The sequence below is a fragment of the Reichenbachiella sp. genome, assembly GCF_039944555.1.
Taxonomy (GTDB): Bacteria; Bacteroidota; Bacteroidia; order Cytophagales; family Cyclobacteriaceae; genus Reichenbachiella.
Map to the genome: position 1 here is coordinate 468,761 of NZ_JBDUYN010000008.1, position 13,442 is coordinate 482,202.

Annotated in this window: 9 protein-coding genes; all 9 read left to right on the forward strand. The window is 41.4% G+C overall.

Going from position 1 to position 13,442, the window contains the following annotated elements; translation table 11 throughout:
* Nucleotides 1–93: 93 nt before the first annotated feature.
* The 9 genes from xerD to ABJD64_RS15710 all read left to right on the forward strand — a co-directional run bounded on the left by xerD (nucleotide 94) and on the right by ABJD64_RS15710 (nucleotide 13,441).
* A complete protein-coding gene (xerD, locus tag ABJD64_RS15670) occupies nucleotides 94–993 on the forward strand; it encodes a site-specific tyrosine recombinase XerD (protein WP_348183190.1) in 900 nt (299 codons plus the stop codon).
* A gap of 70 nt (nucleotides 994–1,063) precedes the next feature.
* Nucleotides 1,064–2,104 (forward strand): quinone-dependent dihydroorotate dehydrogenase, encoded by a 1,041-nt coding sequence (locus ABJD64_RS15675; RefSeq protein WP_348183192.1) that lies wholly within the window; start codon nucleotides 1,064–1,066, stop codon nucleotides 2,102–2,104.
* 62 nt (nucleotides 2,105–2,166) lie between these two features.
* On the forward strand, nucleotides 2,167–4,677 hold the full coding sequence (locus tag ABJD64_RS15680; RefSeq protein ID WP_348183194.1) for a DNA translocase FtsK 4TM domain-containing protein: 2,511 nt from the start codon (nucleotides 2,167–2,169) through the stop codon (nucleotides 4,675–4,677).
* 82 nt (nucleotides 4,678–4,759) lie between these two features.
* Nucleotides 4,760–5,398 (forward strand): outer membrane lipoprotein carrier protein LolA, encoded by a 639-nt coding sequence (locus tag ABJD64_RS15685; RefSeq protein WP_348183196.1) that lies wholly within the window; start codon nucleotides 4,760–4,762, stop codon nucleotides 5,396–5,398.
* A 73-nt stretch (nucleotides 5,399–5,471) separates the two neighbouring features.
* A complete protein-coding gene (locus ABJD64_RS15690) occupies nucleotides 5,472–6,224 on the forward strand; it encodes an NRDE family protein (RefSeq protein WP_348183198.1) in 753 nt (250 codons plus the stop codon).
* A gap of 102 nt (nucleotides 6,225–6,326) precedes the next feature.
* Nucleotides 6,327–8,231, forward strand: coding sequence for a PQQ-binding-like beta-propeller repeat protein (locus ABJD64_RS15695; protein ID WP_348183200.1), 1,905 nt, complete (start codon nucleotides 6,327–6,329; stop codon nucleotides 8,229–8,231).
* 69 nt (nucleotides 8,232–8,300) lie between these two features.
* Nucleotides 8,301–11,486 (forward strand): caspase family protein, encoded by a 3,186-nt coding sequence (locus ABJD64_RS15700; protein ID WP_348183202.1) that lies wholly within the window; start codon nucleotides 8,301–8,303, stop codon nucleotides 11,484–11,486.
* 9 nt (nucleotides 11,487–11,495) lie between these two features.
* Nucleotides 11,496–12,278 carry a hypothetical protein gene (locus tag ABJD64_RS15705; RefSeq protein ID WP_348183204.1) on the forward strand — a complete coding sequence of 261 codons (783 nt, stop codon included), beginning with the start codon at nucleotides 11,496–11,498 and terminating at the stop codon, nucleotides 12,276–12,278.
* Nucleotides 12,278–13,441 carry a hypothetical protein gene (locus ABJD64_RS15710; RefSeq protein WP_348183206.1) on the forward strand — a complete coding sequence of 388 codons (1,164 nt, stop codon included), beginning with the start codon at nucleotides 12,278–12,280 and terminating at the stop codon, nucleotides 13,439–13,441. Before ABJD64_RS15705 ends, ABJD64_RS15710 begins: the two co-directional genes overlap by 1 nt.
* Nucleotide 13,442: the final 1 nt, after the last annotated feature.

A 13,442-nucleotide genomic window follows, 5' to 3' on the forward strand; every position in this document is an offset into this window, starting at 1 on the left:
AGGTTCAAAAATAAACTTCCGGAGGATATAATTATGACAAAATTGGAGAGTTTCGGAAATTCACTCATTTTTACTCTCATATTCAACTCGCCAATGTCCTGGAAATTTTATATCAGTCAATTCAAATCCTATCTGCAGCTGGAACGCTCTCTGGCACCAAACTCTGTGGAGGCTTATGTGCAGGATATTGTGAAATTGGAGCAGTTTCTATCCCTTCATGGCTCTGATGCCGGACCGCTTGCCGTCAAAGACTCTGATATTAGGGATTTGTTGGAATACATCCATGAGTTGGGCATGTCTGCCTATTCGCAGGCTCGCATTGTCTCAGGGATCAAGTCATTCTTCAAATATTTAGTATTTGAAGGCGATCTGGATAAGGACCCGTCAGAGCTAATTGAAGCTCCCAAATTGGGGCGCAAACTACCAGACACACTCAACATTCAGGAAATTGATTCCTTATTCGCTGCCATTGACTTGTCCACTCCTGAAGGCCCCAGGAATAGAGCCATGCTCGAAACACTCTATAGCTCTGGACTTCGAGTATCGGAGTTAGTCAACCTTCAAATGAATTGTGTACTGGATGATATAGGTTTTCTGCGTGTAATTGGCAAAGGAAATAAAGAACGACTTGTTCCCATTGGGCGTGAAGCGCTGAAACACATTAACATTTATATCGAGCAGGTACGTTGTCATGTGAACATCAAAAAAGGCCATGAACATTTCGTTTTTTTGAACAGGCGAGGTGCTCAGCTCACTCGAGTGATGATTTATACGATTATCAAAAATCTGACAATAAAGATTGGATTAAATAAGACCATCAGCCCGCATACTTTCAGACACTCATTTGCGACACACCTGATCGAAGGTGGCGCTGATCTACGGGCCGTCCAGGAAATGCTGGGCCATGAGTCTATTACCACCACCGAGATTTATACTCATCTGGATAGGGATTATCTCAAACAAACGATCAAAGAGTTTCATCCAAGGAGCTGAACTAAATCTCCAACTTCCAATTAAGAATAGCAGATAAAAATTTAGCTTTGCGTCGCAAGAATTACAGACTATGTATAAGACTTTACTCCGCCCCTTTTTATTTCTATTCCAACCGGAAAAGGCACATCACCTCACCTTCTTCTTGCTCAAGTTGATCAATGTCATTCCTTTTGGGCGCGGTCTTTTTTCTTTGGTATATAGCCAAAAAAAAGACACCAAGTCGACACAACTATTTGGATTGGATTTTCCCAATAAGGTGGGATTGGCGGCAGGTTTGGATAAAAATGCAGAGGCTATTGATATGTTCGCAGCTATGGGATTTGGTTTTGTAGAAATAGGTACCATTACACCCAAACCACAACCCGGTAATCCAAAACCAAGGCTATTCAGACTAAGGAAAGATGAGGCCCTCATCAATCGCATGGGCTTTAATAATGATGGTGTTGAAGTCATTAAAAAAAGACTTCAAAAAAGAAAATCCAATATTCTCGTTGGTGGCAATATTGGGAAAAACAAAATCACACCAAACGAAGAAGCCGTAAACGACTATATCATCTGCTTCAATGAGCTGTTCGATGTAGTGGACTATTTTGTGGTCAATGTTAGCTCTCCTAACACGCCCGGCCTGCGTGAATTACAAGAGAAAAAACCGTTATCCAACATTTTGAATACCTTGATGAAGGAAAACAATAAGAGGCCAACCACCAAACCTATCTTGCTAAAAATAGCCCCGGATCTTACAGAGGAGCAATTACTAGATATTATTGATATTGTAAATGAGACCAGAATTGACGGAGTAATCGCTACTAATACCACTATAGACCGATCAGGCTTGTTGACTTCAGAAACGACAGTAACATCCATTGGAGCGGGTGGGTTGAGTGGAAAGCCTGTACAATCCAAGTCTACCGAAGTCATTCGATTTTTACATGAAAGATCAAATGGATCATTTCCTATTATTGGTGTAGGGGGAATAAACTCAGGTGTATCTGCGTTAGAAAAAATAGCGTCCGGTGCGAGCTTGGTGCAAGTCTATAGCGGGTTCATTTATGAGGGGCCAGCCTTGATCTCAGCCATCAACAAAACCCTTTCCGAATCAGCCACTAAATGATCGAATCTCGGGGTTAACATTTGTGCCCATTTTGATTAATTTACATTTCCAAATCCACATAAATGGCCAAGAATACTTTTAAGAACCAAACGAAGGAGAAAAGACAGTTTAAGCTACCCTCTCTATCCATAGGCTTTTTGAATGACAGAAGATTTCACTTGTCGTTAGGGTTTTTGACGCTTATTTCTAGTTTGTTCTTACTCACTGCATTTATCTCCTACCTGTTTACAGGCAAGGCGGACCAAAGTCTAATGGGAAATATTGCAGAGACTGGCCTTAAAGCTTCAGGTTTGGAGGCTGAAAACTGGTTGGGACTCTTCGGTGCCTACACCGCTCATTATTTTATCTATCAGTTCTTCGGCATTGCTTCTTTTTTGATTCCTCCATTTCTGTTTTTGATTGGATATAAGATTGTTTTTGACAGAGAAATTCTTCCCATCTCAAAATCATTTTGGTTCACCATATTCTTCCTGCTATGGGTAAGCATATTTATTGGTTACTTCATGATCAATTCCGAACGGATCAACATCTGGGGTTTCCTTGGTGGTGGTACCGGGTTCGAATTGGCGATTTTATTCGACAGTTTGATGGGCTGGGGTACCCTCTTGTTTCTATTATTTGCCTTAGCGGTATTCTCTATTTATTTTTTCAATATCACCAGAATGGTTGGACTTGGAAGTATACCCACACTTGATAGCAGACTGGACCAAATAGCTGAAGAGGACATGGAAGTAGAAGGTTCAGGAGAGGGAGATCTATCTGATGCCAACGATTCAGATACCATCGCAGCGGTAGTGGAAGCCATCAAGGAAGAAGTGGAAAAAGAAGAAGCCGAAGCCTTAACTCAGGAGCCGGAGGAAGCTGAAGAATGGAAAGTAGAAACTAAAAAGCCAGCTGCTAAAAAACAAGACAAACCAGATTTGGTTCTGGACGTGGATGAGCCCACCGATAAACCTGCATCACGGAATAAACCAACACCGCCCGTAATAGAAAAGGAAGACGACCTGGCGCTCGAAGTAGAAAAACCTGAAGTCAAAGAACAAGTAACCGACCAACTAGAGAACTACGATCCTACTCTGGATTTAGCCAAGTATGTATATCCAACACCGGATTTACTTATTGACTACCCGGAAAAAAATGTGCAGGTTTCTAAAGAAGAACTGGAACAAAACAAGGATAAAATTGTAGAGACATTGATCAACTTTAAGATCGGCATCTCAAGTATCAAGGCTACAATCGGACCTACCGTGACACTCTATGAAATTGTTCCGGAGGCCGGTGTAAAAATCTCAAAAATAAAGAACCTTGAAGATGACATTGCCTTGAGCCTGGCAGCACTTGGCATCAGGATCATTGCGCCAATTCCTGGCAAAGGCACCATAGGTATTGAAGTACCTAACAAGAATCGTGAAATGGTGGATGTAAAGTCAATTCTGACCACCGAAAAGTTCATGAAAAGTACCTATGAGCTTCCTATAGTGCTGGGTAAAACGATTTCAAATGAGGTCTATGTGACTGATTTAGCCAAAATGCCTCACTTACTTATGGCCGGAGCCACTGGTCAGGGTAAATCTGTTGGTTTGAATATTCTGTTGACTTCATTGATCTACAAAAAACATCCTTCTCAATTGAAGTTTGTCCTGGTGGATCCAAAGAAGGTAGAATTGACATTGTTCAACAAAATTGAAAAGCACTTTCTGGCGATGCTGCCAGGTACTGATGAGGCAATCATTACAGATACGAAGAAAGTAATTTATACTTTGAACTCTTTGTGTATCGAAATGGACAACCGCTATGATCTGCTCAAAAATGCGGCTTGTCGAAACCTTAAAGAGTACAACCAGAAATTTGTTGAGCGAAAGCTCAATCCAAATAAAGGTCACAAGTTCTTGCCTTACATAGTTCTTGTGATCGATGAGTTAGCCGATTTAATGATGACAGCAGGTAAGGAAGTAGAAACTCCAATCGCCCGACTGGCACAATTAGCCAGAGCCATAGGTATTCATTTGGTCGTTGCCACACAGCGCCCATCTGTCAATGTGATCACAGGTGTAATCAAGGCTAACTTCCCGGCCAGGTTATCTTTTCGAGTAACTTCGAAAATAGATTCCAGAACCATTCTTGATGCCGGTGGTGCAGAACAATTAGTGGGTATGGGAGACATGCTCCTATCACTTGGTTCAGACATTATTCGTTTACAATGTGGATTCGTAGATACACCAGAGGTAGATCGGATTTGTGAATTTGTTGGTGACCAACAAGGCTATGATTCAGCATATTTGTTGCCAGAATTCGTTGGTGAAGAAAGCGACAGTAGTCTCGGAGATGTTGACTTAAAAGATAGGGACGTGCTCTTTGAAGATGCTGCACGACTCATAGTCATGCATCAGCAAGGAAGCACTTCTCTCGTTCAGCGAAAACTAAAGCTCGGTTATAATCGAGCTGGGCGACTAATTGATCAGTTGGAAGCAGCAGGTATTGTTGGTCCATTTGAAGGCAGCAAGGCCCGTGAAGTATTGATCAGCGACGAACACTCGTTGGAGCAACTACTTAATGAGTTGAATGGCCTTTAATGAAATTAATTAACTTTTATATTTGGCATGAAATGTGCAATTTGTCCATCATTTCTCAACCGTAATCAAAAACAATACGCTTATGAAGTCGATTCAATTCCTATTTATACTCAGCATTGCACTACTTACCCAGGCCATTGCACAAAAAGACCCTGCTGCTAAGGCCGTTCTTGATGCCATGAGCACGAAGTATCAAAATATTCCGGCTTTCAGAGCAGAGTTTTCCTATACCATGGAAGATGATGGTGATGAAATAGACGAGGGATTCAAGGGAACTATCTTAGTCCGAGGTGAAAAATATAAGCTTATCATGGATGAGCAAGAAGTAATTTTTGATGGGGTTGACATATACACATTCCTGAAAGAAGAAAATGAAATGACTATCTCTACTTATGACCCTGAAGAAGAAGAGATTTCACTTTCCAATATCTTCGACATATATAAATCTGGATATAAGTATGTCTACACAGAGTCCAAAAATAATGGTTCAATCGATGTGATAGATTTAGTTCCCGAGGATCGTGAAAAGGATTATTTTAAGATTAGGATGGAGATCGCTTCAAGCAATAAGGAGCTGAAAAGTTTCAAAGTATTTGACAAATCTGGTAGTCGTTATTTGTACAAAGTACTGAAGTTCAATGAAGACAGCAGCATCTCCGAAAATATTTTCACATATGACCAAAGCAAATACCCCAATGCCGAGGTGATCGATTTCAGATAGAGAAGACGAAATGAAAGATGGAGGCTCTGAATTTTTGGAGCCTTTTTTATGTTTGAGTAAAAAAACAAAGTTCATGTGTCTGATTTTATTCGCTTGGAAAGTTCACCCAAAACATGATTTGATATTAGTGGCGAACCGGGATGAGTTCTTCAACCGCCCAACCGCACCTGCGCAAATTTGGCAAGAACAACCAGAACTCATTGCTGGTAAGGATCTTACCGCCGGAGGAACCTGGCTTGGTGTGACAAAATCGGCAAGATTTGCGGCACTTACGAATTACAGAGATCCTGCCAACATAGATCCGAAAGCACCATCAAGAGGACAGCTGACGAAGGACTATTTAACCTCAACTATTGATCCGCAAAATTACTTAACAGGTCTTCGGTCAAAAAAAATACCTTATAATGGATTTAATCTATTGGTTGGAGATGAGCGGTCACTTTGGTATTACAACAGCGTGAATCACAAGATTGAATCATTGGCCCCTGGAGTTTACGGTCTAAGCAATGCACTTTTGAACGACCCCTGGCCAAAGGTTGTCAAAGGAAAATCAGATTTGCGGGGTTCGCTAGATCATCCAGAACCCAATGCAAAAGAGCTTCTACGGCTCATCCAAAATACAACCCTAGCCCCTGATGAAATGCTGCCTCAAACAGGTGTCCCCCTAGAATGGGAACGTGCCCTCTCCGCCATGTACATATCCACAGAAACTTATGGGACCCGGTGCTCTACGGTACTACTAAAAAATCAGCAAAAGACCCAGTTCATCGAGCACACCTATGCACATGTTGGACAAAAGGAAGCTCAAGTAGAATTTATTCTTTAATAATTCCCATCTGAGTTTTGAATATACCTAGCAATACGGATTGATACCGTTCATTTCTGGCTCTAATTTTATTTTTTAAAACAATCTAAAATTGGAACTACTATGAAAATGTACAGTCTAAAATATGGAATTTTACTACTCTGCACGTTAGCCATATCAGGCACCTCTCAAGGGCAAGATGCTCTTTGGCAGCTGGATTTTGAAAAAGAAATTGCCTGGAATCAGATTACAGAATCTGGTATACTTCTGATCGGTACCAATGACATGGGACTCCATGGCATCGATTCGAGAGACGGCAATAAAATATGGAGTAACGACATTTTAAAATCAGCCAAGGCTGTAAAAGGTGCAGATGGCAAAAAACAAGAGCCTCAAGCGCTGTTTGAACAATTCGTAAATATCATTGAAGATGCCGAATATCCGGAAATGGGTGATTTTATAGAAGTCAAATATACGGACAACATCACCCTCAAAAATTATGCGGTTATCAATATCCAAACCGGTGAAGAGGTAATGAGTCCTCGAAAAGCTGAAATGCCGATAACAAAATTTTTGGGAAAGCAAATCACTACATTCAATTACAATGGGACCGGCTACATTCCAGAATTGAGAATGGTTATCATTTCAGCAGTTTGGCAAGATATTACCGCAAAGGGCACACCGTGGTACCAAATGACAAAAATGGTAGAATTGCCAAGCGCTAAGGTTATTTGGGAGAGTGACGCAATTTCTAGTGAAAACTTTCCTTTTGTAGTAGGAGAAGACATCATCCTGCCAGGTAAGTTTAAAATCGCCAGATTGGAAGCAAGGACCGGAAAAATCAAATGGGAGTACAATACTTCATTGAAAAATCAAACATTCGAGAAATTTGACCTAAGCCTGGATTTAACTACTGGCTATTTCTTTGAAAAGAAAAAGAATAGCGGTACGCTTTCAGCCGTAGACATGGCCTCGGGCAAGAAGTTTTGGGAGCAAGAACTGAAACTTAAAAATGTACCCTCTCTTACCGCCATGAGCTATGGTGTAGTAACAAAAGATGACACTAACCTAAGACTGTACGACCTTAAGTCAGGTGCCGAAAAATGGAAAATCAAAAAAGTAGATGGCACAGTAATCGACTTGGGAGATAAGGGCATTGCTGTTACTCAAAAAGCAAAAAGGCTAGTACTGCTAGACCCTGAAACTGGAAATGCCAAATGGGATGAGAAGATTTCAGGTATTAACATAGACCGTATTGTTGGAAACGGTATCATGTATTCAGATGCTAAAGGAAGGTTAGGAGTAATTCAATACGACGGAAAAAAGATATGGGACAAAAAAGGTATGTTAGACGTACCGAGTGTACGGTATCAAGCAGCGTTGGGTAGAGAGTTGATGTATATTGATGGTGATTTGTATGAAGTAGACCTCTTCTCCGGAGATTATAGTGTACTTGTAGGCAATTTGGACAAACAGTTTCAGGGAGACGAGGAGCCAGGAAATATCGAATTGGTGGATGGTGGCTACCTGATCAGTTCGAGTCAGAATCTATTTATGTTCGAAACTGATGGGTCACTTAGATGGAAAAAGTACTGGGCTGCGCCCGGTATGAGTATGGCCGCAAAAATCGCCTTACGCGTAGGACAAGTAGCTATGGTGGCCATGGCAGCAAGTGCCTCAATGGAATCAGCCAGACACAAAAGTCCATATGGTGGTGACACCTACTACAGTAAAATGTATGCGCAGCAAGCTCAAGATCTTGCCAAAGGTGCAGGCATGCTAGGTGACGAGGCGAAAAAGCTTTTTACAGCTTCCAAGTCCAAAGGTGACATAAAAATGATTCTTTCCAGAGTAGGCGCTGGGGGACAAGCTAAAAGTTCTGGTTTGGTCAAAGTAGATAAAACTACAGGCGAAGAACTAGGTACCCTTTTATTAGGAGACAAGGAGCCTATTTATGACTTTGATCCTCTTTCTGGTCAAGTTTTTTTCAAAGCCGACAAAAAACAGATCATAAGCTTCAGCCTATAAAGTTCAATTCTTGATCAAAGACTGTCTCCGGCAATGTTCGGGACAGTCTTGATTTCAAACCCCTTCGTTATGCGTCGATTACTTCCCTTGGTTATATGCATCTTCTATTTCCAAATCTCTGCTCAAGACACAAAACTGATCATAAGACAAGGTCATACGGATGCCATATCCATGGTGAAATACTCCAGGGACGGAAAGTACATCTATTCTGCCAGTAGTGACAAATCAATCAAAATGTGGGATGTTCGTACAGGAATAGACATCAATACTTTCAACGCTCATACTTCGGGCATTAACTGTATAGAACTTTCTAAAAATGGCAAGCACCTCATCTCAGGAGATCAAGAGGGAAAGCTGATTATATGGGATGCCAGCGATGGTAGCGTAATCAAAGAAATCAATGCACATCAAGGGCCAATTAATGTAGCCAAATTAACCGACGACGGCCAGACTATAGTTTCGGGAGGAGAAGATAAAATACTAAAAGTATGGAGTTTGGAGGGAGACACGATCAAAACCATATCAGGGTTTAGTGCGCCCATTACAAATTTCGGTATTTCCCCGGATAGCAAGAGAATTGTAAGTGGAGGTAATAAAAGCAACGGCGTAGAAGTGCTACTCATCGACCTGGAAAAGGGAAAAATTATAGACGACGCTCTGAATCATGTGAAAGGATCCGGTGCTGCATTGGCTTATACAAAAGCAATCATGACCGGTTTTGCCGTTGCCGAAAACATTGCGAAAGGAAACATCGGAAAGGGAATGACAACCATATTCGTCATGACATACAGCAATATCGAATTTTCAGATGATGGTGAAAGGATTTTACTCTCGCAAAACATGTATGTTCCTTTTACTCAAGCCAAAGGAGATGAAAAAGAAAATGGAAGTGCCAGCGTATCCATCATAGAACTGACAGAAGATCGAAACCAGTTTGGCGAAGTATCCAAGCCAATCCGGTGGACGGTCAACAATGCTCGCGCCGTAGCTATGTTCAACCAGGATCAAACGAAAGTCATTGTCAATGAAAAGTATGCATTAAAGGTATATGACTATGCCAACTTCCCAGAGGCAGGTTATAAAGAAGCGACACAGTACATTCCTCCGGTGGTCAAAGAAATCCCTAATTTAACCAAAAACACAAGCTGGATGGAGCTGTCGCCAGATTATCACACCATAGTAACAGCTGACGACCAAAGAAAACTGAAGCTATTTGACTATAAAAGTGGAAGAAAAATCCGTGACCTCGAAGGCTACGTCCAACCCGCACTTGCAGTGGACATCATGCCCAATGGCAAACATATCTTGGTCGGGTCTCAAGATCGGGATCTGACACTTTGGGATATAACTACAGGGCAGTTGATCCGAACATTTGAACGTTCATCAGATGTTTGCAGCATTGACATTTCTGACGATGGAAAAACCTTCCTTACGGCTGCCGTCAACACCGAGTTTTTCAAGATGTGGAATTTCGGTACCGGTCGTCAACTTCGCTCATTTTTAGAATCAAAAAAACAAACCACCTGGGTAAAATATGATCCGGATAATGATGACCAGGTTTTTGCAGCAACGGCCAATGGAGAAGCAAAAATCTGGTCTATCAGCGAATCCAAAGCTAAAAAGAAAATCAAAGGTGATTACACCTCGCTGGAAGACAAATATCAGTATCAAGGATATAGTGTTAGCTGGTCTGACTATGATCTGACCGTGCAAAAAAGTAATACCAATTATATGAGTGATACTCAAAGTGGTCGTATCACAGACGCCGTCTTTAGTCAGGATAATCAATTGCTAATTACGACAAATGAAAACGGCGAAATTGTAGTATATCATCTGCCCAGTCAAAAACGGACTGTGAGTATGGCATTGATTGACAATAATAACTTTATCACCTATACCCCTGATTACTACTACACATCATCGAAAGCTGCTGCCAGGGCCATTGCCTTTAAAGCAAACAATCAAATACTTCCATTCGAACAACTTGAACTGAAATACAATCGCCCTGATATCGTCGTCGACCGTTTGGGCTACGCTCCAAAAAAACTAGTGGCTTCATACAAGGCCGCATATGAACGCAGGCTCAAACGTCTTGGCTTTTCAGAAAACGAATTGAGCAGTAGTTTTAAACTACCCGAAGTCACTGTTGATTTCAGCAATATTCCACTAGAAACTGATCAAAGGACACTAGAGCTTCAAATTAAAGCCCGGGACAAAAATCATCCTATCAAAAAAATTCAGGTCTACGTCAATGATGTTCCCGTTTACGGCTCAAAGGGATACGCTGTTTCTACCGGCATGAATATTAATCAAACCTTATCCTTTGACCTTGGTACCGGTCTCAATGAAATTAAAGTAACTGCAACAAATACAAGAGGTCAGGAATCATTACCTGAAAAATTCGAAATTCAGTACACAGCTCCATATGACAAGCCTGACCTGTATCTGGTCGCCATCGGTGTCTCAAACTACCAACAGTCAGACTACAATCTGGCCTTTGCTGCTAAAGACGCCGAAGACTTGTCCAATACTTTGAAGAAATCCAGTGCCTATAAGCAAGTTCATAGCAAACTGATCGTGAACACGGAATCCACAGATAGCAACATATTGTCCTTGGAACCCTTTCTTGCCCAGGCCAAAGTGGATGATGTAGTTGCCATTTTTATCGCTGGCCACGGAGTTCTGGACAAGGACTATAACTACTTTTTTGCCACTACGAATATGGATTTCAACAATCCGGGAGACGGTGGGTTGTCCTATGATCAAATCGAGTCGCTCATTGATGGAATTCCTTGCAGGAATAAAATTCTGCTCATGGACACTTGCCATTCTGGTGAGCTGGATGAGGACGATGTGGAGACCGTTACAGCTTCCTCCAAAAAAAGTGGCGCAGTGGCCTTCAGGTCAGCTGGAAACATCGTAAAGCTAAAGGATAATAGCTTTGGACTGCAAAATACGTTAGAACTATCCAAATCACTTTTTGGGGATTTAAAGAAAGGCACTGGAGCTACCGTTATTTCAGCCGCCGGTGGTACTGAGTTCGCTGCTGAAGGAATAAACTCGGCTAACGGACTGTTTACTGGCAGTTTCATCGAAGGAATTACCACAAGAAGAGCTGATAGAGATAGAGATCGAAGCTACACCATCTCAGAAATGAGGGCATGGGTAAGCGAACAGGTCATCAAAAAAAGCAAGGGCAACCAAGTGCCTACTTCGCGTGAGGAAAATATTAAAAATGACTTTAGAATCTACTAACAGACCGCCATGCGTACATTCCTACTTTTATTACTACTATCATTTCAGGGAGCAAAAGCTCAAACTTATACCATCATTCATGTTATTGGGAAAATCCATGACAGTAGTACCAACACCTATCTCCGGCCAGGAGCGAAGCTAGCCGAGAGCTCAAAGCTTAAATTTGAAACACCAAATGCCAGGGCTGCGGCGCTGAGTTCGTCCCGTGGGCGCTACGTTATTCAACAACAAGACTCTCAAAACCAAAGTGGAGACTTCGCCTATACTCTGGCTTCAGTATTGGCTCCGGCAAGAGGGAAGATGAGTACCCGCTCCGGAGGAATAAATAACCAAATGGATTTTGTAAAGAAGTTTGGAGAAGGGCCAGTGGCGATAATCAATGGCACTTATGAAGTAGCTATTTCACCTAATTCCTATCCTACTGATGCAGTGCACTTTTTTTATGCCAGCTATCTGTTCAACCAGGAAAGCATCAATAAAAAGTTGGATGTCATAAATGGTCAATTGGTTATTGATGCCAAATCTTTCTATGCCGTAGATGATATTCCGATAGACCCATCAGAAACCTCAGAAACCAAATTGTTCTATTATAATAGCGACAAGCAAGAGTCCACAGAAATTACGACGTTAGATCTTGTGTTGGTTAGCAGCGAGAATCTCGGCGCAATAAAAAAATTGCTAGGTGAGATGAGCGAGGAAGAACAAATCGCTGCCATTCAGGATATATTGACCAGCATGTACGGCAAGTGTGATGCCAAGCAAATCCAGATTGCCCTTCAAACTTTGAACTGATGCCGAAAAAACGGATTTTGTTATGGACTGGCATTGTTCTCAATGCTATCGCAATGATAATTCTCACCTTCTACTTTATGAGCCTTCCCTGGTTAGCGGGAGATGAGAAACTCCTAATTTGGGGAACCTCTGCACTGAAGTTTAGCAATCGTGAAATGCCTGCTTCGGAAGATTTTGCCCTTATCAACACATCCTACGACCTGCAACTGATTGACCGACTGGATGATTTCGGTTTCCCCGTTGGCCAACGAGCCATTACTGATCGTCAGAAGTTAGGAACAATTCTGAATATAATAAGCCAATCAGAACGGCCTCCAAAGTATATCATCTGTGATATTCATTTCCTGGATTCTACTGCTTTTGATTTTGAACTAGGTGTTGCCTTGTCTCAATTTGATAACCTCATTATCTCCTACCATTTGAATGCCTCAGATGAGGCAGAAAACCCCATATTCAATCATATCAACAAAGGACTATCAGATTATGTAGTTGGTAGTGTTTTCGACGGTGTTTATAAATATCAATTGATTTACAATGATTCGCTCAAACTCACTCCACTCATCATCCATGACGATCTGTCTGGTAAACTCTCAAATACTTATGGCCCTTTTGTGAAAATTGGAGACTATTGGACGCCGAATAATTTCATTATGAACTACAGGCTATTGCAAAAAGACATTGAAAACATGGAAGCTGGATTCAACCCTGTCAATTTGGGTGAATTGATGTATCTGGAGGAGGCTGACATACAGGAATTCGTGGCAGGAAAAATTGTAGTTATTGGCGATTTTTTTGAAGCTGACATGCATGAAACCCTATTCGAAATCACTTCAGGCCCACTCATCCTACTCAATGCCTATCTAACGATTCAGGCTGGTGATACTTATGTCAATCTTTGGTTTTTTATTCTTGTTTTTGCCACTTACCTCTACCTTAGTTACATGGTATTTGTTGATGGAGATTATATGGAAAATCAATTAACCAAACATTTCGGTGCTGTCAGGATTGCCAACTATCTGGCCGGATTTATGAGTTATCTAATTTTACTCACACTATTGTCGTTGCTCATATTTTTTATTTTTGGCATTCACCTGAATGTTTTCTTTCTGGCTTTGATATTTTATGCCCTTGATAAAATAATGGCTCTCATCTATAGAATTTGAC